Consider the following 20,734-nt stretch of genomic DNA (forward strand, 5'->3'; position numbering starts at 1 on the left):
AGCCGCATCGGAGCCGAGGGCCGCCAAGGTCCTCGGCTCCGGCGCGTGTGGCGCACGAGCACGCTTCGAGCGGGTGCGCGCAAGCTGTCTGCATGGTGAACCAGATGCGTATCACTGTGGTCCGCGGCAGGCCCGACGACGCCGAACTGGCGGCCGTCACCGCCGTGCTGCTCGCCCTCGTGCGCCGCGCGGGCGAACCCGACGACGAGACCAAGGCCGCGTACGTCGGCTGGACCGTCAAGGGTGGCGGGTTCGCGCCCCGGCCGGCCGGGACCACGCCGTGAGCGCGAGTTCGCCGTACATCCACCGGCGAGGCGGGCGTCCCAGCGGGACGCACCGCCGCAGCGCCGACAGCAGAGCCGGCCGTGGGCCGTCCCCCGAGGGCGGCGCCGCGGCAGGGGAGGGGGAGGCGTGAGCGGTCAGCAGACCTTTACGGAGCACATCCAAGGCCGGGCGGCGATGACGCCGGACCGGGAGGCGTTGATCCTCCTCAGCGAGCACGAGGGCACGCTGCGGCCCGAGACGGTCACCTACGCGGAACTCGACCGCGCGGCAAGGAACTTGGCGTCCGTGCTCGGCCGGCACGTCGGCCCGGGGGACCGGGTGCTGATCGCCCACCGCTCCCGCGCCCTGTTCGTCACCAGCTTCCTGGCCTGCCTGTACGCGGGAGCCATCGCGGTCCCCGTCGCGCCGACCGGCGGGCGCGGCCACCACGACGAGCGCTTCGCCGGCATCGTCAAGGAAGCCGCCGTGGCGTGCGTGCTCACGTCCACCACGGAGGCGGCGGACGTCTCCCAGCTGCTCGCCCGCACCGGACACGGCGAGGTCGTCTGTCTGCCGGCCGACGGCCCCGCCGCGCTCGCCGACGCCGGGCCGTGGGAGCCGTTCGCGGCCGACGCCGACACGGTCGCCTACCTCCAGTACACGTCCGGCTCGACCCGCGACCCGCGCGGCGTGATCGTCACCCACCGCAGCCTGCTCGCCAATCAGCGCGCCATCCAGGAAGCGCTCGGCACACGGCCCGGCGCGCGGCTCGGCGGCTGGCTGCCCCTGCACCACGACATGGGCCTCGTCGGCCAGTTGCTGCACGCGCTGTGGCTCGGCGGCACCGCGGTCCTGCTGACCCCGACGGCGTTCGTCAAGCGCCCGGCGAACTGGCTGGAGACCATCTCCCGCTACGGCCTGACCGTCAGCGCCGCCCCCGATTTCGCGTACGAGATGTGCGTGCGCCGCGTCAACGACAGCCAGCTCGCGGGCCTCGACCTGTCCGGCTGGGAGACCGCCGTCAACGGCGGCGAGCCGATAGACGCCGCGACGCTCGACGCGTTCGCCGAGCGGTTCGCCCCCGCCGGGTTCCGCCCCGGGGCACTGGCCCCCTGCTACGGCCTGGCCGAGGCCACCCTCATCGTCTCCGGCACCCACACCGCCCCAGCCGCGGCCGGGCGCTCCGTGGACGCCGCCGCCCTGGAGAGCGGCCGGCTCACCGACCCCGTCGGCCCCGGCCGCACCGTCGCCCACTGCGGCCCGCCCGCCTCCGTCGACGTACGGATCGTCGACCCGGACACGTGTGCCGAGGTGGCGGACGGAGTCGTCGGGGAGATCTGGGTGCGCGGCGAGAGCGTCGGGCCCGGCTACTGGGCGCGCCCCGCCGAGACCGCCGCCGTGTTCGGCTGCCGGATCACCGGCGGCGAGAACGGCTTCCTGCGCACCGGCGACCTCGGCGCGCTCCGAGGCGGCCTGCTCCATGTCACGGGCCGCCTCAAGGACATGATCGTGATCGCCGGCCGCAACCTCTATCCGCAGGACCTGGAGCGCACGGTCCAGCAGGTCAGCGGCCTCTTCGGCGCCGCCACCGCCTTCGCGCTCCCTGGCGTGCGGGAACGGATCGTGATCATCCAGGAACTGCGCTCCGGCAGCCGCTACGACATCGACCTGGCCTCGCTCGCCGCCGCCGTGCAGCAGCGCATCAGCGAGGAGTACGAGGTGCGCACCGCCGGAGTCGTCCTCGTCAGACCGGGCACGGTCCGGCGGACCACGAGCGGCAAGGTCGAGCGGGCGGCGATGCGCCGGCTCTTCCTGCGCGGCGAACTCGCCCCGCTGCACCAGCGGATGGAACCGGACGTGGAGCAGCTCATGGCGGCAGGGAGGCGGCGATGACGACGGCGGAGGACCGGATCGATGCCCTGGAGCTGGCGTTCGGCGCCCTCGACGACCCGGGCAACCCGCTCGGCGCCGACGCGCTGCTCGCCGCCGACGCGGCCGGCACCGTCCTGCCCGAGGCCGAACAGGTCCTCGACGCGTTCGGGCTCAACGCCGAGTTCGTGCCCGCCGACGTCGGCGGCCGGCTTGAGCGGATGGACCTCCTTGGCCGGCTGCTTCGCCCGGTGTTCCGCCGGGACGCCTCGCTCGGCTTCGGCTACGGACTCAACTGCTTCTTCGCCGCGACCCCGGTGTGGACCGCGGGCGACGACGCGCAGCGCCGCCTCGCCGCCGGGTTCCTGCTGAGCGGCCGGCGGCTCGCGGTGGCCCGGCACGAGGTCGCCCACGGAAACGACTTCGTCCGCGACGAGTTCACCGCGCGGGAGGTTCCGGACGGCCTCGTCATCGACGGCAGCAAGTCGGCCATCGCCAATGCCTCGCGCGCCACAGGGCTTGTCCTCTTCGCCCGCATGGCTGCGGCAGCGCGCGGCCGCAGCCACAGCGTGCTGCTGCTCGACCGCGACGAGCTGCCCGAGGGCGCCGTCGAGAACCTGGCCCGACGCACGACGACCGGGATGCGCAGCGCCGAGTTCGGCGGACTGCGGATCACCGACTGCCTCGTCCCGTACAGCGCCGTGCTCGGCGAGGTCGGCGACGGCTACGAGCTGTCGCTGCGCTCCTCGCTGCTCATCCGCGGGCTCATCCCGTCCATCGTGCTCGCGGGCGCCGACACCGCGCTGCGCACGGTGGCCCGGTTCGCGAACCGCACGCGCGCGGACGGCCGTTCGTCGCTCGACGTGCGCCATGTGCGGGACGTGCTCACCGGCGGCTTCCTCGACCTGCTGATCATCGACTGCCTCGCCCTGGTCGCGACCCGCGCCCTGCACCTGCTGCCCCGGCAGATGAGCGCCTACGCGGCGGCCGCCGCCTACCTCGCCCCGAAGCTCGTCGCCGAGAGCGTGGACGAGATGTCGTCCGTGCTCGGCGAGGAGACATTCGCCCAGGACGGCGCGTACGCGATGTTCCAGAAGCAGCGGCGCGACCTGCCCGTCACCTCGCTCGGGCACGCGGGCAGCGCGGGGCGGCAGGTCAGCATCCTGCCCCAACTGCCGTACTTCGCACGGCACGCGTGGTTCGCCGACCCCGAGCCGCCGCCGGAACTGTTCAGGCCGGACGGGGACCTGCCGCCCCTCGACCTGTCCCAGCCGGTGCTGCTCGGCGACGGCGACCCGCTCGCCGCGACCCTGGTCGCGTGCACGGACCTGCTGGAAGCGGACGGACCGCCGCACGGGGACGACAGCGTCGGCGGGCCGGCCCTGCGCTTCCTCGCCCGGGTCCTCACCGGTGAACTCGCCGAACTGAAGAAGGCGTTCGAGACCGTCGCGGAGGGCGACCGCGAGGCCCTGTCGAGCCCGCAGAGCTTCGGCCTCGCCGACCGGTACACCCTCGTCCTCGCGGCGGCGGCCTGCCTCGGCGTGTGGCGCGAACAGCGCTCCGCGCCGGCGGGCCGCACGGACGCGTTCCTCGCCGGCCAGGCCTGGATCACCGCCGTCCTGTACCGGCTCGTCGCCCGCCTCGGCCTGCCGCTGCCCGACCGGCCCGCCGAACCGGAGCGCCTCGTCCTCGACGAGGTCGTCGCCCGGCTGCACAACCGGCGCAGCTACGACCTCTACGCCTCGCCGCTCGCCTGACTGTCGCCCCCACCCCCCACCCCAGAGCCCGACAGGGAGCACACCCATGCAGGAGCAACCACCCAACGCCCAGGAAGACTTCGCGGTCGCCCACCGCGAATGGCTGACCGAGAGGGTCGCCCACTACCTCGGTCACGGGGTCGCGGACGACGTGCCGCTGACCGAGGAGGGCCTCGACTCCGTGGCGGCCCTCAGCCTCTACGGGGACATCGAGGAAGAGTTCGGCTCGCTCATCGAACCGGAAGACGTCTGGGCGTTCCCCACCGTGCGGCAGCTCTCGAACCTGCTGGCGATGCGTGACGCGGGCCGGGGCGGCGGCCAGGTCAGGGCCGCGTTCGTCTTCACCGGCCAGGGCTCCCAGCACCCCGGCATGACCTCCGGCCTGTACCTGAACTCAACCGGGTACCGCACCTTCCTGGACGAGGCCGACGAGGCGGTCCGCCCGTGGACCAAGCAGTCCGTGGTGGAGCTGATCCTGTCCGACGACCCGCGCATCCACCGCACCGCGCTCACACAGCCGGCCCTGTTCGCCGTCGAGTACGCCCTGGCCCGCACCCTGGAGGAGGCCGGAGTGCGCCCGGCCGCCGTACTGGGCCACGGGGTGGGGGAGTTCGCCGCCGCCACGATCGCCGGCGCGCTGACCCTCGCCGACGCCGCGAAGCTGGTGGCCATGCGCGGCGCCTTCATGCAGTACCTGCCGCCGGGCGGCGGCATGATGGCCGTCTGCATCACCCCGTACGAGGCCGCCGAACTCGTCGCGGCCGAACCGGCCGTGGGCATCAGCGCGATCAACGCGGCCAAGGCGATCGTGCTCTCCGGCGACCGGACTGCGCTCGACCGCATCGAGGCCCGCCTCGGCGAACGCGGCATCCGCTGCCGCCACCTGGCCGTCTCGCACGCCTTCCACTCGCCGCTGATGGCGCCCGTGGTCCCCAAGTTCGAGGCCGTCGTCCGCAAGATGCCCGGCGGCACCGCCCAGGTCCCGTTCTACTCGACGGTCTACGGCCGCCTCGCCACCGAACCGCTCTACGCCCCGTACTGGGCCGAGCAGATCACCGCGCCCGTGCGGTTCGCCGACGCCGCCCGCAGCCTGCTCGCCCAGCAGGCGCCCACCCACGTCGTGGAGATCGGCCCGCAGGCCGTCCTCACCCCGTATCTGCGGCGGATGGGCGGCGGCCTGCGCGGCCCGGCCTGCATCCCGGTGTGCCAGGGGCCGGCGAGCGACGCCGTCGACCTGGCCGGTGTGATCTCCGCCCTCGACGCCGGACCGCTGGCCGCGGCCCTGCCCGGAGCCTGAGGTGGGGGAACGGGTGGGACGCCCGTTGCCCGCGCCGGGGCCGGACGAGTCCTGGGGCGACATCCACGGCGAGCTGCGGCGCACCGGCAGTGTCGTGCTCCACGCCTCGATGCCCGACTGGCTGCCGGCCGGCGGGACGGAGAGCGAGCTGCGCCGCCGCCTCGGCCGCGACTGGCGGCGCTACGAGAGCCTGGCCCAGCCCCGCACCCGGGAGCGGTTCGTGGCCTCCCGGCTGCTGCTGCGCTACTCGGCGGCGGCCGTCCTGCGCACCGCCCCCGACCTGGTGGACCTGGCCTACCAGCCGGGCGGGCGCCCGTACGTCCGCGGCTGCGACCAGATCGACGTCAGCCTCAGCCACACCGAGGAGATGATGGTCGTCGGGATCACCCGGCGTGGCCGGATCGGCGTGGACGTGGAGCGGGCGGACCGGCGCCTCGCGCACACCGGTTCGGAGCGTCAGGCCTGCACACCGTACGAGAAGGCGTGTCTCGACGCGGGCGGTGACGAGGTGCGCAACGACACGATGGTGCGCCTGTGGACGCTCAAGGAGGCGTACAGCAAGGCGCTCGGGCAGGGACTGCGGTTCCGCTTCACGGAGTTCGGGTTCGCGCTCGACGACGGGGAACCGCGGCTGACCCGGCCCGACGGTTCGCGGGTGCCGGGCGGTGAGTGGCAGTTCGGCACGTACCCCGCCGGGGCGGGATACGTCATCGCGGTCGCCGTGTGCGACGCGGGCTTCGGTGAGCTCGCGGACCTGTCGGTCCGGACGATGCTGGACGACGGCATGTTCGACGCGCTGCTCGGCGCGCCGGGGCAGGGCCGGAACCCGGGGCCGTCAGGGCAGCCAGCCGGCCTCCTCGGCGATCCGGATGGCGTCGATGCGGTTGCGCGCGCCGAGCTTTCCGACGATGGCCGTCAAGTAGTTGCGGACCGTGCCCTTGGAAAGATAGAGGCATCCGGCGATCTCGGCGGCGTCGGCGCCCCGGGCGGCGAGGCGTAGGACCTCCAGTTCGCGCGGGGACAGCGGGTTCTCCGGTGAGTCCCACGCCGACAGCGCGAGCTGGGGGTCCACGACCCGGCGGCCGGTCGCCACCGACCGCACGGCCAGGGCGAGTTGGCTGGGCGGCGAGTCCTTGAGGAGGAAACCGGACACCTGGGCGGACAGGGCGCGCCGCAGGGTGCCGGGGCGGCCGAGCGAGGTGAGGATCAGCGTGCGGCAGCTGGGCAGCCGTTCGTGCAGCTCGGCCGCCGCCGTCAGCCCGTCGATGCCGGGCAGGTCGATGTCGATCACCGCCACGTCCGGTTTGGACTCGAGCGCGGCGGCGACGATCGTGTCGCCCCGGTCGACGGTGGACACGACATGGAGATCCGGCTCCAGCTGGAGCAGCGCGACGAGCGCGCCCTGGATCATGTGGACATCCTCGGCGAGGAGGATTCTGACGGACAACATCTGTACCCCCGGTTAGATGTGTCAGGCTACGGCGGTTCTCTCCGGGCGCGTTGGCTCGAACACCAGTAGCTCGTTCTCGTCGTGGCCCGTGGGTCTGAGCGGCGCCCAGACCTCCAGATGGAATCGGCCGTCCTCCCGCAGCCCCGCGGAGAGCCCGCCCCCGATGGCGGCGAACCTGCCCCGGAGGTTGTCCAGACCGGAGCCGCCGCCCGAGCAGGCGGACTCCAGTTCGCTCTGTTCGTGCGGATTGTCGTTGGTGAGGCCGAGCCGGATCGTTTCTTCTTCGATCTCCGCCTTGATGGTGCAGACCCGCACCTGGCTGTGCCGCAGGATGTTGGTGACCCCCTCCCGCAGCGCGGTGGCGAGCACGGTGTCGACGACGGGGTGCAGTCGGCCGCACTCCACCTCGACCTCCGCGCGGATGTCGGCGGCGGAGAGGACCGTCCCCGTCGACTCCGCCTCCTCGATGAGAGACATGTTGCGGTACCCGCTGGACACGAGCCGTACGTCGGCCAGGGCCTGCCGCGCCACCTGGAGCACCGCGAGGGTCTCCTGACGCGCCTTGTCCGGACGGGTGTTGATCAGCCGCTGGATCAGCTCCCCCTTGAGCGTGATGGCGGACAGGCTGTACCCGAGCAGGTCGTGCAGGTCCCGGGCGAACCTCAGGCGTTCCTGCGCGACGGCCATCCGGGCCAGTTCCTCGCGGTTCTCGTGCACTTCGGTGACCAGGTCGGTGAGCCGGGTCAGACCGTAGATCACGAGGCCGGTGAGCGTGCTGGCGATGGTGAAGTAGAGCACCAGGTCGACCGGCGCCCCGGCCAGCACGTTGTACACCGGGATGAAGACGATGAGCAGTCCGTAGCTCGGCCAGGCGAACCTGGCCGGCAGTGTCAGCAGCAGCGACGCGGCCAACGGACCTTCCATGCTGCCCCAGTTGATGCTGAACAGGGCGAGCGGCCCGAAGGTGAGCGCCGCCTGGAGCAGCAGGACGAGCACCTTGCGCCGGGTGGGCCACCGGCGGGCCTGCGGCGAGGAGACCGCCAACTGCGTGCCGAACAGGGCGAGTACGAGGGCCACGCACAGGGTGAGTTCTCCTGTGGTGGGGTGCGTCCGCACCACGTTCAGCACGGTCATCGTGGCGTAACAGACCAGCGCCGCGACGATGATCGCGTGAGCCAGTCGGGGGGCGGGAGCCTGGGACCGTGGTGAGAACGGAACGACGTCCCTCGTCGGCATTTGCCGCCTCCTTGCGAGGATCGGTAGTGGCGGACGCATGTTAAGTCCATTCGCTGGTCGCGAGCCAGCGAAACGGAGCGACAGCCGAACTCAGACGAAGAGGGGAATGGGGTTGATTTCCTCGTATGTAAGAGGGCGTGTGAGGTGTCCGAGCTCCACCGGCGTCTCGAAGAGGCGCCCCGGGGCGAAGCGGGCCCAGAAGTGCCGCATTCCCGGAATGATCACCTTCACAACAGGAAGTCCCACGTCGGGGCGGGTTTGGTCGAGTATCAGCATCTCCATGCCACGGTCACGTACGAGGGTTTCAGCCAACTTGATGTCACCAAGTAGATCGCCGTGTTCCGGAAAGGAATAGGAACCGGGGGTCCGTGGACCTTCGGCTGGATCCGCGCGAACGTATGGCTGATTTTCCACCGTCGCCCCCTGCCACCAGGCAGATAGATCGGGATCCGTTGACAGGAATTCGGCCGAGTCCGCTTTCGGGGGAAGGAGTTGTGCCATTTCCGTGACCGCCCGGCGCAGCGCAAGGCGGGGATCGAAATGAGCCCCGAAGCCGAAGGAGATGCCCTCGGCGGTTCCGCCGGTGCGGCGGGACATCGCCACCATGACCGGAATGCCGAAGTCCGACGTGAGATCGAGGACCCACACCTCCCGGCCGAGCCGTTCGTACGCCTGCCGAGTGCGGGCCAGCCACGGTTCGTCGAACGCGTCGAGGTCCACCGCCGGCTGGCGCGTGCGGTTGTACCACCACAGCGCCACCGCGTCCCGCTCCACCAGCTCCAGGAAGCCCTGGACGACGGCGTCCTCCGGGCTGCTGCCCGCCGCGTTCCCGTTGGAGTCGGCCCACGGCGCGGCCGTCACCCCGTCGGGACCCGGCCCGAAGTACAGCATCGACGTGGGCAGGAGCCGCTGCCGGCCCGAGGTGAGCGACCACACCGGCGTCCAGTCGGCCGGCGCCTTCGGGTCGAACGCGGGCGGGACCTGCTGGAAGCGCGAGTGCCGCGGATTCCATGTGTGCCGCTCCCGGAACTGCCGGTCGGAGAACAGCTGGCAGGCATTGGGGTGCAGGGCCGCCTCCCCGAGCCCGGCCAGCGTGCCGCGCACCGTGGGCTCGTCGCCCTGCCGGCTGCCGCAGTAACGCTCCAGGGCCTCGCACAGCGCCCCGACCTCGGCCTCCTGCGGCGTGGTTCCCTTGCCGCCGCTCTGACCGCGCAGCCCGCCGCGCAGGCCGGCCAGCGAACGGCTGTCACCCAGCGCGAGATTGCGCCCCGCGACATACCGGTTGAGTCCGTCGGGGGAGCCGGGCGCGGGGCGGAGCTCCGACACCACGCCCGTGACCGGGTCGGCCAGATGCCGGTAGCGGGACAGCACCGCCTCCGCGCTCAGCGACCGGTGATTGCCGCCCACCGTGCGGGACTTGGGGCTGGAGCGCGGCGTGAACGGCTCGGACACCTGCCGCGCGACGAGCTCCGGATCCCCGCACGTGGGGCACTGCGGACGCCGGGTCACCGGATGCCGGCGGGTGGCGAGGGTGCGGGTGTCGAGCGTGCAGACGGCGCGCTGCCCGTCGTACCGCATACCGGCCACCCACTTCGTCGCCTCGAGCACCGCCGTGTGCAGGCCCAGGGCCCGCACCGTGGCGAACGAGGCCTCGGGCACGGGCACCACACCCCCGAGTCCCAGGGCCTGGCGCACCGGAGCCGTGGACGACCGGTGGCCGCGCAGCCGGTGCGCCAGACACTCCCAGCACGCGTCCTCCGCGCCGCCGAACACCGGGCCCACCCATGTCTCCGCGCCGCTCGGCTTCGCCAGCAGCCAGGCCCGGCCCGACGCGCGGTGCACGGCGTCGACCTCGGCGAGGCGCGGGTCCAGATAGTCGTCGCACAGGACGAGGGAGACCTCGGCCGCGTCCTCTTCGCCGGGAGCGGCCATCCGCAGGCCGGCCGCCCGGCACTCGGCCCGCGCCGCCGCCGCATCCCCGTTCCCCAGGTGGACGAGCGCCACCCGCGTCTGGCGGAACGAGGCGGAGGCGCTGGGCCCGTGCACGCCGGCGATCTCCCAGTACGCCTCCGTCGAGGCATCGGTGGCCGGGTCGTGATAGCCCACCAGGTCGGCCCGGGCGAGCTCGGCGATCATGCGGGCCGCGGTGTTCGGCGGCAGCGTGGCCGCCGCCTCCCGCAGGACGTCCGCCAGGGTGCGGGTGCCGTCGAGCAGCGCCGCCAGCTGCTGGACCTCACGGCCCTGCAAGGCCGTCGTCCCCCGCTCCGACAGCAGGTAGACGGCGTCCCCCTCGATCGCCTCCACCCGCAGGTGTCTCTTGAAGCCCACCGGAAGTTCGGCGAGCGCTCTCCCCCCGGAGGTGTTCATGCACGCGCCGCCGCGGCCTCTTCGCCGGGCAGGGGCGCCATGCCGGTGGCGCAGCCGTAGAGAGTGATCGCGGACGGGCGGTCCAGGTTGTCGATGACCAGCTCGCGCTGTGACTCGCCGGGCAGCGGAGCCATGCCGGTGGCGCAGCCGTACAGGGTGATCGCGGACGGGCAGTCCAGGTCGTCGATGACCAGGCCGCCGCCGTCGGCGCTGTTCTCGTACACCTCCCCGAAGAGCTCGGCGAAGTCGTCGCCGTACACCGGCTCCATGGCTGGGAGGCCGAACTCGGTGAGTACGGAGACCGGGTCGCTCGTGTAGCGCTGGGCCAGGTCGGGCTCCAAGCCGGCCCTGGCGGTGAGCAGTGCGAACTGGTGATCCGAAGTCAGCTGAACGGTGGTGTCCATGATGATCCCCCTGGCGAGTTGATCCTGAGCGGCGTCGTTCGCTTGCCGATGGCCAGGATTCTGCGGTCCGCCCCGTCACACGGCACAGTGCCGGGCTCACCATCGGGGCATGACATTTTCACGCCCGGCCTCGTGACCACCTCACTGGGACTCGACCGCAGTGGGTGCGAGGCTCGGTCCAGACTCCGCAAAACCTGTGCAGGCCCGCCGACGGACCTGCCGCACCAGCGCACGAAGGGGAGGGCGCCATCATGGAGATCAATGTCCTTGGGCCGTTGACGGCCCGTGAGAACGGGGTGTCCGTCGTACCGACCGCCGCCAAACCGCGTCAGATCCTCTCGCTGCTCGCTCTGCAGTCCGACCGGGTCGTGACCGTGGCGACGCTCATGGAGGAGATCTGGGGCGAGGACATCCCGCGCAGCGCGGCCACCACCCTGCAGACGTACATCCTGCAGCTGCGGCGCAAGATCGCCGCCGCCCTCGACGGCGACCCGTCACGACAGGCCAAGGACGTCCTGGTCACCCAGCACGGCGGCTACCTGCTCCAGGTGCAGCCGGGACAGGTCGACGCGCACGAGTTCACCCGGATCACCGCGTCGGGCCGCGCCGCGCACGAGGCGGGCGACTACGCCGCCGCCTCCGAACTTCTCGGCCAGGCACTGAAGATGTGGCGCGGCTCCGCCCTTGTCGACGTCCGCGTGGGAACCGTCCTCGAACTCGAGGTGCTCCGCGTCGAAGAGGACCGGATGGCCGCCCTGGAGCGGCGCATCGACGCCGACCTGAAGCTCGGCCGGCACACCGAGATCGTGCCGGAACTGCGCGTCCTGGTCGCCCGGCACCCGATGCACGAGAACTTCTGCGCCCAGCTGATGACCGCACTGCACCGGTCGGGCAGCGCCTGGCGCGCGCTCGAGGCGTACCAGCGGCTTCGCGTGACGCTAGTCGACGACCTGGGGCTCGAACCCTCGGCCCGGCTGCAGCAGCTCCACCAGGCGGTGCTGTCCGCCGACCCGGCCCTGGACGTGCAGGTGCCCGCTTCCGGCTGACCCTCCGGGCGCCGCCCACGGCTTCTCCAGCACGTCTCTAGCCGGCGTTCCTACGTTCGGCCGATGACGATCCTCGACGACCTCACCGTCACCCCGGCAGCCCCGGTAATCCCGGCCGTCCCGGCAGCCCCCGACCTCCACCGCGCGACCGCCGAACTGCGGCGCCTCAAGGAGGAGGTGAGCCGCGGACCCGACCCGGCCGCCACCCGGCGCCAGCACGAGAAGAACAAGCTCACCGCCCACGAGCGCCTTGAACTCCTCTTCGACGAGGGCACGTTCACGGAGATAGAGCCGCTGCGCAGGCACCGCGCCTCCGGGTTCGGCCTGGAGCACCGCAAGCCGCACGGCGACGGCGTCGTGATCGGCTGGGGCCTCGTCCACGGCCGCACGGTCTTCGCCTACGCGCACGACTTCCGGATCTTCGCCGGCGCGCTCGGCGAGGCCCACGCCGAGAAGGTCCACAAGGTGATGGACCTCGCGGCGGACGCGGGCGCACCCCTCGTCAGCCTCAACGACGGGGCGGGAGCCCGTATCCAGGAGGGCGTCACCGCCCTCGCGGGCTACGGCGGCATCTTCCGCCGCAACGTCGCCTCATCGGGCGTCATCCCGCAGATCAGCGTGATGCTCGGCCCGTGCGCCGGAGGCGCCGCGTACTCGCCGGCCCTGACCGACTACGTGTTCATGGTCCGCGACACGGCACAGATGTTCATCACCGGACCCGACGTCGTACAGGCGGTCACCGGCGAGAAGATCACCCACAACGGTCTCGGCGGCGCCGACGTGCACGCCACGACCTCGGGCGTCTGCCACTTCGCCTACGACGACGAGAGCGACTGCCTGGAGGACGTGCGCTTCCTCATCGCGCTGCTGCCGTCCCACAACCGCGAGATGCCGCCCGCGGTGCCCTGCGACGACCCCGCCGACCGGCGCACCGACGGCCTCGTCGACCTCGTGCCGGCCGACCCGGGGCGCAGCTACGACATCCGCGCGGTGATCGAGGAGATCGTCGACGACGGCGAGACCTTCGAGGTCCACGAGGCGTGGGCGCCCAACATCGTGTGCGCCCTGGCGCGCCTCGACGGCCGCACGGTCGGCATCGTCGCCAACCAGCCCGCGGCCCTCGCCGGCGTCCTCGACATCCACGCCAGCGAGAAGGCCGCGCGCTTCGTCTCCACGTGCGACTCGTTCAACATCCCGCTCGTCACCCTGGTCGACGTCCCCGGCTTCCTGCCCGGCGTCGACCAGGAGCACAACGGCATCATCCGGCACGGCGCGAAGCTCCTGCACGCGTACTGCAACGCGACCGTGCCCCGGATCTCCCTCGTCCTGCGCAAGGCGTACGGCGGCGCGTACATCGTCATGGACTCCCGCTCCATCGGCGCCGACCTCGCCTTCGCCTGGCCCGCCAACGAGATCGCCGTGATGGGCGCCGAGGGCGCCGCGAACGTCATCTTCCGGCGCGAGATCGCCGCTTCGGACGACCCCGAGGCCGTACGCGCCCGCCGGGTCGACGAGTACAAGACCGAGCTCATGCACCCCTACTTCGCGGCGGAACGCGGCCTGGTGGACGACGTGATCGACCCGGGGGAGACCCGCAGCGTCCTCATCCGCTCGCTCGCGATGCTGCGCTCCAAGAGGGCCGAAGTACCCGCCCGCAAGCACGGAAATGTCCCCACATAGGTGCGCTGTTCAACAGGTCCACGCGCACACGAGTCCGGTTCTAGGGCACGGACGTTCCATAGCTTCACCGGTCAGGGCAGCACGCCAAGAGCGCGTCGCGGACCGGCACAGGCCGGCCGAGGGGGTTCCCACCCCGAACCCCCTCCGGCCGCCGCCTCCGACTCTTGATCAGCACGGACGAAGGGATCGACAGTGACCCCCAGAGTGCCAACCGGCTGGTGCGCCTCGACGCACCCGGCCCCGTCGAAGGCCAGGTAGACCATGCGACGAGTCGCCATCACCGGCCTGGGCGTCGTGGCCCCGGGCGGGGTCGGTGTCAAGGAGTACTGGGAGCTGCTCACCGCGGGCCGCACCGCCACCCGCAGGATCTCCTTCTACGATCCCTCTCCGTTCCGCTCGCAGGTCGCCGCCGAGGTCGACTTCGACCCCTTCGCGGCAGGCCTCTCCCAGCAGGAGACCCGCAGGCTCGACCGGGCCGCGCAGTTCGCGGTCGTCTCGACCCGCGAGGCCCTGGCCGACAGCGGCCTCGAAATATCCGCACTCGACCCCGGCCGTATCGGCACGGCGGTCGGCAGCGCGGTCGGCTGCACCACCAGCCTGGAACGCGAGTACGCCGTCGTCAGCGACGGCGGCCGCAAGTGGAACGTCGACCACGAGTACGCGGTACCCGAGCTGTACCGGCACTTCGTGCCCAGCTCCCTTGCCGCCGAGGTCGGCAGGGCCGCCGGAGCCGAGGGCCCCGCGGCGGTCGTCTCCACCGGCTGCACCTCCGGACTCGACTCGCTCGGCCACGCCGTGGAACTCATCCGCGAGGGCACCGCCGACGTCATGATCGCCGGAGCCACCGAGGCGCCCATCTCGCCGATCACCTCGGCCTGCTTCGACGCCATCCTCGCCACCACACCCCGCAACGACACCCCGGAGAGCGCCTGCCGGCCCTTCGACAAGACCCGCAGCGGACTCGTCCTCGGTGAGGGCGCGGCCATCCTGGTCCTGGAGGAGCTGGAGAGCGCCAAGCGCCGCGGCGCGCACATCTACGCCGAGATCTCCGGCTTCGCGTCCCGCTGCAACGCGTACCACATGACCGGACTCAAGCCCGAGGGCCTGGAGATGGCGGAGGCCATCGACGTCGCGCTCGCCGAGTCCCACCTCGCCCCGGAGACCGTCGACTACGTCAACGCCCACGGCTCCGGCACCAAGATGAACGACCGTCACGAGACGGGCGCCTTCAAGCGCAGCCTCGGCGAGCACGCCTACCGCACCCCGGTGAGCTCCATCAAATCGATGATCGGCCACTCGCTCGGCGCGATCGGCTCCCTGGAGATCGCCGCCTGCGCCCTCGCGATGAAGCACGGCGTCCTGCCGCCCACCGCGAACCTCCACGAGCCCGACCCCGAGCTCGACCTCGACTACATCCCGCTCGTCGCCCGCGAGCAGCAGACCGACGTGGTGCTCAGCGTGGGCAGCGGGTTCGGCGGATTCCAGAGCGCCATGGTGCTGGCCCGCCCGGACAGGAGGACCGTATGACCGCCGCAGTGGTGACCGGCCTGGGCATCACCGCCCCCAACGGCCTCGGCACCGAGGAGTTCTGGAAGGCCACCCTGGCCGGCGAGTCCGGCCTCGGACCCGTCACCCGCTTCGACGCCACCCAGTACCCGTCCCGCATCGCGGGCGAGGTTCCCGGCTACGTCGCCGAGGAGCACATCCCCAGCCGCCTCATGCCGCAGACCGACCACATGACGCGCCTCGCGCTGACCGCGGCGGACTGGGCCCTGAAGGACGCCGGGATCGACACCGAGGAACTCCCCGAATACGGCATCGGCGTGGTCACCGCCGCGTCCGGCGGAGCCGTCGAGTTCGGCCAGCGCGAACTCCAGAACCTGTGGAGCAAGGGCAAGGAGTACGTCAGCGCGTATCAGTCCTTCGCCTGGTTCTACGCCGTCAACACCGGCCAGATCTCCATCCGGCACAAGCTGCGCGGCCCCAGCGGCGTGCTGCTCACCGAACAGGCCGGCGGCATCGACGCCATCGGGCACGCCCGCCGCCACATCCGCAAGGGCTTCCCCGCCGTCATCGCGGGCGGCGTCGACGCGGCCATCTGCCCCTGGGGCTGGGTCCCGCAGATCGCCTCCGGCCTGATGAGCACCGTCGACGACCCCACCCGGGCCTACCTCCCGTTCGCCGCCGAGGCCGCCGGATACGTCCCCGGTGAGGGCGGCGCCATCCTCCTCGTCGAGGAAGCAGGCTCGGCCGGCGCCCGCAGCGCCGCCCACGTCTACGGCGAGGTCGCCGGATACGCGGCGACCCTCGACCCGGCCCCCGGCACCGGCCGCCCGCCCGGCCTGCGCAGGGCCGCCGAGAACGCCCTCGCCGACGCGGGGATCACCGCCTCCGACGTCGACGTCGTCTTCGCGGACGCCGCCGGCGTACCAGACCTCGACCGGGCCGAAGCAGAGGCCCTGACCGGGCTGTTCGGGCCGAACGGTGTCCCCGTCACGGCCCCCAAGACGATGACCGGCCGCCTCCTCGCCGGCGGGGCCGCGCTCGACGCGGCGACGGCGCTGCTCGCCCTGCGCGACGGCGTCATCCCGCCCACCGTCCACGTGGGCGCGCCCGCCCCGCAGCACACCATCGACCTGGTCACCGAGGCACGCGAGGCCGACCTGCGCACCGCACTCGTCCTCGCCCGCGGCCACGGCGGCTTCAACGCCGCACTCGTGGTGCGCCGCACCACCTGAAACGGTTCGCGGCCCGCCGCATCCGTACGGATCGTCCCGCTCCACCAGTCGCTCCACCACCCAGCACCAGTGCGCCCAACCGAGAGGACGGCACCAACCATGACCACCTCCACCGCCACCGTGACCCTGGCCGACCTGACCCGCATGCTCCGCGAGAGCGCCGGCGAGGAAGAGGGCATCGACCTCGACGGCGACGTCATCGACACGCCGTTCATCGAGCTCGGCTACGACTCCCTCGCCCTGCTCCAGGTCATCGGCGAGATCCAGCGCGAGTTCGGCATCAGCATCCCGGACGACGCCGTCGTCGACGCGGAGACCCCGGGCGCGCTCCTCGCCCTCATCAACTCCGGCCGGACGCCCGCCGCCTGAGGCGCCGACCGGACATCCCGCGGCCGCCCTGCCTACGTTCCCCCGGCAGGCAGGGCGGCCGTTCCTCCGCCCTCACCCCTTGACATCCATGCGGCCGGAGCCACGGTCCACGAGGAGGGAACCATGTCACTCACGTCTCACAGTGCGGTGGTCCGCCGGCTGATCGTCAGCCCCGGCCCGGCTCCGCAGGAGCAGGCTCCGGTCGTGGCCTCGGCCACCGCCGTCTCGGCCGTACTGCGCGCCTTCGGCCGTTCCCCCGAGGACCTGCCGGCCCGAACCGTCGTCCTCATCGGATCCTCCGCCGTCGACTCCGGGCTCGGGGCCGAGCACGAGGGCTTCACCGTCCGGACGGCGGCCACCGCCGGCCTGGCCCTGCGCCGCGCCCACCACGAACTCCACGAGGGCACCGCCGACCTCGTCATCGTCGCGGGCTTCGGCGAGCCCGATTCCCAGACCATCACCGTGTACGCGGTGAAGCGCGCCGCGGAAGCGGTGGCCGAAGGGGACGCCGTCCTCGGCGTACTCGATGTGACGGCCCCGCACAGCCCGCGGGAGGCACCGCCCCTGCGGCCCGTGCGGCAGAACCCGCGCGGCACCGACCCCGACCGCCACCGCCTGATCCTCTGGTCCGGCCGGACCGCGGACGACGAGGTGCGGGTACGCGCCGAACTCCTGCCGATGCTCGGCGGAATCCACCGGGAGGCGTACCCCGCGCTGCCGACCGCCGTGCCCTGCGGCACCCCGCCCGGCCCGATACGCGGCGCGGCCGTCGCCGTGTCCACGCTCGCCGCCCGCGCCGTCCACCAGGCCCGCGCCGTCGACGTGTCCCGCAGTCGTCCCGTCGTCCTGCTCTTCCCCGGCCAGGGCTCGCAGCACGCCGGCATGGCGGCCGGCCTCTACCGCCGCGAGCCCGTCTTCACCGCGGCCGTCGACGCGGCCTTGGCCCACATGGGAGAGGAGGGCTCCCGGGTACGTGCCGACTGGCTGAACCCGCAGAGCGCCGCCGTCGGCATCGACGACGTACGCCGCGCCCAGCCGCTGCTGTTCGCGATCGACTACGCGCTGGGCCGCATGATCCTCAGTTGGGGTGTACGCCCCACGGCGTTCCTCGGCCACAGCGCGGGCGAACTCGTGGCAGCCACCTTCGCCGGCGTGGTCTCCCTGCGCGACGCCGTCGCCATGGTCCAGGCCCGGGTCAGGGAGGCCGTGAAGATCCCGGCCGGCGGCATGCTCGCCGTCGCCGCGAGCGAGGAGCGGCTGCGCCCCTACCTGACGGACGGGGTGGGCATCGCGGCCGTCAATGCCAACCAGCAGGTGATGCTGGCCGGTTCGGACCAGCCCCTCGGTGAAGTCGCCGACCGCCTGCGTGCGGACGGACTCACGGTCGTCACGGTCCCCGCCACCAGCCCCTTCCACTCCCCGGCGATGGCACCCGCCTCCGACGCGATCGAGATCGACTACCGCGACATCCCGCTGCGCGAGCCGAAGCTGCCCCTCTACTCCGGCTACACCGGCACCCTGATGAGCCCCGAGGCCGCGCGCAGCCCTCGCTTCTGGGCCGACCAGATCACCGACACCGTCCACTTCCGCAACGCCCTGGACGAGCTCCTCGCCGCCGACGACGTCCTCCTCATCGAGGCCGGCCCCCGCCAGACCCTCACCGCTTTCGCCCGCAGGCACCGCTCGGTCCGCCTCGGCGCCGGCGCGGTCTGCCCGCTCCTCCCGGCCCGCCCGGGCACCCAGGAGGCCGACCGCCAGTCCGTGCTCAACGCGGCCGCCCGTCTGTGGACCGAGGGCCACGACCTGGACCTGAACGCGATCGCCCGTCTGTGGACGTGGAGCGACGACGACGCATCCGCGGCGGCCGGCACCAGGACGCCGCCCATACCGGCAAGGGCTCTGGTCGCATGAGAATCGTCTCCAAGGTCCTGCGCGAGATCTACCACTGGCTGACCGCCGCGGGATGGATCTGGCTGGGGATGTCCACCCTGGGCCCACCGCCGGTCGGGCCCGAGCCGAGCCTGGACGAGCCGCCCCAGGGGCACCCTGAGCGGCTCCGTCCGGACATCGCGCTGACTTCGACCGAACTCGCGCTGCAGAGGCAGCTCATGGAGCCGATCAGGGAGCAGCGGTGAACGGCAAGGACGTACGGCGTCTGGACCGGGTGATCATCCGGTTCGCGGGCGACTCGGGCGACGGAATGCAGCTGACGGGTGACCGGTTCACCTCGGAGACGGCGTCGTTCGGGAATGATCTGTCGACGTTGCCGAATTTTCCCGCCGAGATCAGGGCGCCCGCGGGGACTCTGCCGGGTGTGTCGTCGTTCCAGTTGCATTTCTCGGATCACGACATCCTGACGCCGGGGGATGCGCCGAATGTGCTGGTGGCGATGATCCCGGCGGCGCTGAAGGCGAATATCGCGGATGTGCCGCGTGGCGCGGAGATCATCGTCAACACGGACGAGTTCACCAAACGGGCGATGCAGAAGGTCGGTTACGGCACGTCCCCGCTGGAGGACGGTTCGCTGGACGGGTATCAGGTGCATCCGGTGCCGTTGTCGACGTTGACGGTGGAGGCGCTGAAGGAGTTCGAGCTGTCCCGTAAGGATGCGGGCCGTTCGAAGAACATGTTCGCCGCTGGGTCTGCTGTCGTGGATGCATCACCGGCCGACCGAGGGCACGGAGAGGTTCCTGCGCTCGAAGTTCGCGAAGAGGCCGCAGATCGCGGCGGCGAACATCGCGGCTTTTCATGCGGGCTGGAACTTCGGTGAGACGACGGAGGATTTCGCGGTCTCCTACGAGGTCGCACCGGCCGCGTCCGCGTTCCCGACCGGCACCTACCGCAATATTTCGGGGAACCTGGCCCTGTCCTACGGGTTGATCGCGGCGTCCCGGCAGGCGGATCTGCCGTTGTATCTGGGCTCGTATCCGATCACGCCGGCCTCGGACATCCTGCACGAGCTGTCGAAGCACAAGAACTTCGGTGTGCGCACGTTCCAGGCGGAGGACGAGATCGCGGGGATCGGCGCGGCGCTGGGCGCGGCGTTCGGCGGTTCTCTGGCGGTGACCACGACATCGGGTCCCGGTGTGGCGCTGAAGTCGGAGACGATCGGGCTCGCGGTCTCCCTCGAACTGCCGTTGCTGGTGGTGGACATCCAGCGTGGTGGGCTCGACGGGTCTGCCGACCAAGACGGAGCAGGCGGATCTGCTGCAGGCGATGTACGGGCGTAATGGTGAGGCGCCGGTTCCGGTCGTCGCTCCGCGTACACCGGCGGACTGTTTCGACGCGGCGATCGAGGCGGCCCGGATCGCGATCACGTACCGGACGCCGGTGTTCCTGCTGTCGGACGGTTATCTGGCGAACGGGTCGGAACCGTGGCGTATCCCGGAGATCGATCAACTCTCTGATCTGCGGACCCAGTTCGCGTCGGGCCCGAATCACACCGAGGCGGACGGCACGCAGGTGTTCTGGCCGTACAAGCGTGACCCGGAAACCCTGGCCCGTCCGTGGGCTCTGCCGGGCACGCCGGGGCTTGAGCACCGTATCGGCGGGATCGAGAAGCAGGACGGCACGGGCAACATCTCCTACGACCCGGCCAACCACGAGTTCATGGTCCGCACCCGGCAGGCCAAGATCGACGGTATCGAGGTCGACGACATCGAGGTCGACGACGACTCCGGCGAGGCCAGCACCCTTGTCCTTGGCTGGGGTTCGACGTACGGGCCGATCACCGCGGCGGTGCGCCTGCTGCGTGCGGCGGGCGAGGACATCGCGCAGGCCCATCTGCGGCACCTCAACCCGTTCCCGAAGAACCTCGGCGAGGTCCTGGAGCGTTACGACAAGGTGGTGATCCCCGAGATGAACCTCGGCCAGCTCGCCACTCTCATCCGGGCCAGGTATCTGGTGGACGCCCGTTCCTGCAACCAGGTCAACGGCATGCCGTTCAAGGCTGAGCAGCTCGCCACGGCTCTCAAGGAGGCCATCCATGGCTGAGATGCTCAGCCTCGTGCCCAGGAGCGAAGTCGCCCTGAAGGCAAAGGACTTCAAGTCGGACCAGGAGGTGCGCTGGTGCCCGGGCTGCGGCGACTACGCGATCCTGGCCGCCGTCCAGGGCTTCATGCCCGAGCTGGGGCTGGCGAAGGAGAACATCGTCTTCGTCTCCGGCATCGGCTGCTCGTCCCGCTTCCCGTACTACATGAACACCTACGGGATGCACTCCATCCACGGCCGCGCCCCGGCCATCGCGACCGGACTCGC

At 71.7% G+C, this 20,734-nt stretch carries 15 protein-coding genes and 3 pseudogenes; 14 read left to right on the top strand and 4 right to left on the bottom strand.

All coding sequences use genetic code 11. The features are described 5' to 3' along the window. Positions 1-104: 104 nt before the first annotated feature. From ACZ67T_RS36550 to ACZ67T_RS36570, 5 genes and pseudogenes are all read left to right on the top strand, one after another. Positions 105-284 (top strand): acyl-CoA carboxylase subunit epsilon, encoded by a 180-nt coding sequence (locus tag ACZ67T_RS36550; protein ID WP_469990042.1) that lies wholly within the window; start codon positions 105-107, stop codon positions 282-284. Positions 285-411: 127 nt separating this feature from the next. Then, entirely contained in the window at positions 412-2,157 is a 1,746-nt protein-coding gene (locus tag ACZ67T_RS36555) for a fatty acyl-AMP ligase (protein WP_469990044.1), read from the top strand. After that, positions 2,154-3,890, top strand: a complete 1,737-nt coding sequence (locus tag ACZ67T_RS36560) for an acyl-CoA dehydrogenase family protein (RefSeq protein ID WP_469990045.1) — start codon at positions 2,154-2,156, stop codon at positions 3,888-3,890. Before ACZ67T_RS36555 ends, ACZ67T_RS36560 begins: the two co-directional genes overlap by 4 nt. 46 nt (positions 3,891-3,936) lie before the next feature. Continuing rightward, positions 3,937-5,187 (top strand): acyltransferase domain-containing protein, encoded by a 1,251-nt coding sequence (locus ACZ67T_RS36565; protein ID WP_469990046.1) that lies wholly within the window; start codon positions 3,937-3,939, stop codon positions 5,185-5,187. 370 nt (positions 5,188-5,557) lie between these two features. Then, positions 5,558-5,896 (top strand): annotated as a pseudogene (locus ACZ67T_RS36570) (4'-phosphopantetheinyl transferase family protein); the annotation flags it as partial. A gap of 126 nt (positions 5,897-6,022) precedes the next feature. Here the strand turns inward: ACZ67T_RS36570 and ACZ67T_RS36575 are convergent. The 4 genes from ACZ67T_RS36575 to ACZ67T_RS36590 all read right to left on the bottom strand — a co-directional run bounded on the left by ACZ67T_RS36575 (position 6,023) and on the right by ACZ67T_RS36590 (position 10,644). Further along, positions 6,023-6,637 carry a response regulator transcription factor gene (locus ACZ67T_RS36575; RefSeq protein WP_116509063.1) on the bottom strand — a complete coding sequence of 205 codons (615 nt, stop codon included), beginning with the start codon at positions 6,635-6,637 and terminating at the stop codon, positions 6,023-6,025. 21 nt (positions 6,638-6,658) lie between these two features. Beyond that, positions 6,659-7,873 carry a sensor histidine kinase gene (locus ACZ67T_RS36580; protein WP_469990048.1) on the bottom strand — a complete coding sequence of 405 codons (1,215 nt, stop codon included), beginning with the start codon at positions 7,871-7,873 and terminating at the stop codon, positions 6,659-6,661. Positions 7,874-7,963: 90 nt separating this feature from the next. Continuing rightward, positions 7,964-10,240, bottom strand: coding sequence for a TOMM precursor leader peptide-binding protein (locus tag ACZ67T_RS36585; protein WP_469990049.1), 2,277 nt, complete (start codon positions 10,238-10,240; stop codon positions 7,964-7,966). Next, complete coding sequence (locus ACZ67T_RS36590) at positions 10,237-10,644, bottom strand: hypothetical protein (protein ID WP_469990051.1); 408 nt, start codon at positions 10,642-10,644, stop codon at positions 10,237-10,239. Before ACZ67T_RS36590 ends, ACZ67T_RS36585 begins: the two co-directional genes overlap by 4 nt. 251 nt (positions 10,645-10,895) lie before the next feature. Here ACZ67T_RS36590 and ACZ67T_RS36595 point away from each other — a divergent pair, with 251 nt between their 5' ends. The 9 genes and pseudogenes from ACZ67T_RS36595 to ACZ67T_RS36635 all read left to right on the top strand — a co-directional run. Next, complete coding sequence (locus ACZ67T_RS36595) at positions 10,896-11,690, top strand: AfsR/SARP family transcriptional regulator (RefSeq protein WP_469990053.1); 795 nt, start codon at positions 10,896-10,898, stop codon at positions 11,688-11,690. Between the two features lie 63 nt (positions 11,691-11,753). Continuing rightward, the gene (locus tag ACZ67T_RS36600) at positions 11,754-13,370 is read left to right on the top strand and encodes an acyl-CoA carboxylase subunit beta (RefSeq protein WP_469990055.1); all 1,617 of its coding nucleotides are present in this window, start codon (positions 11,754-11,756) and stop codon (positions 13,368-13,370) included. A 261-nt stretch (positions 13,371-13,631) separates the two neighbouring features. Beyond that, a complete protein-coding gene (locus ACZ67T_RS36605; protein ID WP_469990057.1) occupies positions 13,632-14,897 on the top strand; it encodes a beta-ketoacyl-[acyl-carrier-protein] synthase family protein in 1,266 nt (421 codons plus the stop codon). Then, complete coding sequence (locus tag ACZ67T_RS36610) at positions 14,894-16,108, top strand: ketosynthase chain-length factor (RefSeq protein ID WP_469990058.1); 1,215 nt, start codon at positions 14,894-14,896, stop codon at positions 16,106-16,108. Before ACZ67T_RS36605 ends, ACZ67T_RS36610 begins: the two co-directional genes overlap by 4 nt. A 99-nt stretch (positions 16,109-16,207) precedes the next feature. Continuing rightward, positions 16,208-16,477, top strand: a complete 270-nt coding sequence (locus tag ACZ67T_RS36615) for an acyl carrier protein (RefSeq protein ID WP_266559164.1) — start codon at positions 16,208-16,210, stop codon at positions 16,475-16,477. A gap of 123 nt (positions 16,478-16,600) precedes the next feature. Next, the gene (locus ACZ67T_RS36620; protein WP_469990059.1) at positions 16,601-18,388 is read left to right on the top strand and encodes an acyltransferase domain-containing protein; all 1,788 of its coding nucleotides are present in this window, start codon (positions 16,601-16,603) and stop codon (positions 18,386-18,388) included. Continuing rightward, the gene (locus tag ACZ67T_RS36625; protein WP_469990060.1) at positions 18,385-18,612 is read left to right on the top strand and encodes a DUF6059 family protein; all 228 of its coding nucleotides are present in this window, start codon (positions 18,385-18,387) and stop codon (positions 18,610-18,612) included. The genes ACZ67T_RS36620 and ACZ67T_RS36625 overlap by 4 nt, the downstream gene beginning before the upstream one ends. Positions 18,613-18,617: 5 nt before the next feature. Further along, positions 18,618-20,470 (top strand): annotated as a pseudogene (locus ACZ67T_RS36630) (2-oxoacid:acceptor oxidoreductase subunit alpha); the annotation flags it as partial. Beyond that, positions 20,463-20,734 (top strand): annotated as a pseudogene (locus ACZ67T_RS36635) (2-oxoacid:ferredoxin oxidoreductase subunit beta); the annotation flags it as partial. The pseudogenes ACZ67T_RS36630 and ACZ67T_RS36635, both read left to right, overlap by 8 nt.

The sequence above is a fragment of the Streptomyces sp. NPDC107517 genome (genome assembly GCF_055582645.1).

Bases quoted from the DNA above. Each gene is read 5' to 3' on its own strand.
- ACZ67T_RS36550 (WP_469990042.1), top strand. From the start codon at position 105: ATGCGTATCACTGTGGTCCGCGGCAGGCCCGACGACGCCGAACTGGCG.
- ACZ67T_RS36560 (WP_469990045.1), top strand. From the start codon at position 2,154: ATGACGACGGCGGAGGACCGGATCGATGCCCTGGAGCTGGCGTTCGGC.
- ACZ67T_RS36565 (WP_469990046.1), top strand. From the start codon at position 3,937: ATGCAGGAGCAACCACCCAACGCCCAGGAAGACTTCGCGGTCGCCCAC.
- ACZ67T_RS36575 (WP_116509063.1), bottom strand. From the start codon at position 6,637: ATGTTGTCCGTCAGAATCCTCCTCGCCGAGGATGTCCACATGATCCAG.
- ACZ67T_RS36580 (WP_469990048.1), bottom strand. From the start codon at position 7,873: ATGCCGACGAGGGACGTCGTTCCGTTCTCACCACGGTCCCAGGCTCCC.
- ACZ67T_RS36585 (WP_469990049.1), bottom strand. From the start codon at position 10,240: ATGAACACCTCCGGGGGGAGAGCGCTCGCCGAACTTCCGGTGGGCTTC.
- ACZ67T_RS36590 (WP_469990051.1), bottom strand. From the start codon at position 10,644: ATGGACACCACCGTTCAGCTGACTTCGGATCACCAGTTCGCACTGCTC.
- ACZ67T_RS36595 (WP_469990053.1), top strand. From the start codon at position 10,896: ATGGAGATCAATGTCCTTGGGCCGTTGACGGCCCGTGAGAACGGGGTG.
- ACZ67T_RS36600 (WP_469990055.1), top strand. From the start codon at position 11,754: ATGACGATCCTCGACGACCTCACCGTCACCCCGGCAGCCCCGGTAATC.
- ACZ67T_RS36605 (WP_469990057.1), top strand. From the start codon at position 13,632: ATGCGACGAGTCGCCATCACCGGCCTGGGCGTCGTGGCCCCGGGCGGG.
- ACZ67T_RS36610 (WP_469990058.1), top strand. From the start codon at position 14,894: ATGACCGCCGCAGTGGTGACCGGCCTGGGCATCACCGCCCCCAACGGC.
- ACZ67T_RS36615 (WP_266559164.1), top strand. From the start codon at position 16,208: ATGACCACCTCCACCGCCACCGTGACCCTGGCCGACCTGACCCGCATG.
- ACZ67T_RS36620 (WP_469990059.1), top strand. From the start codon at position 16,601: ATGTCACTCACGTCTCACAGTGCGGTGGTCCGCCGGCTGATCGTCAGC.
- ACZ67T_RS36625 (WP_469990060.1), top strand. From the start codon at position 18,385: ATGAGAATCGTCTCCAAGGTCCTGCGCGAGATCTACCACTGGCTGACC.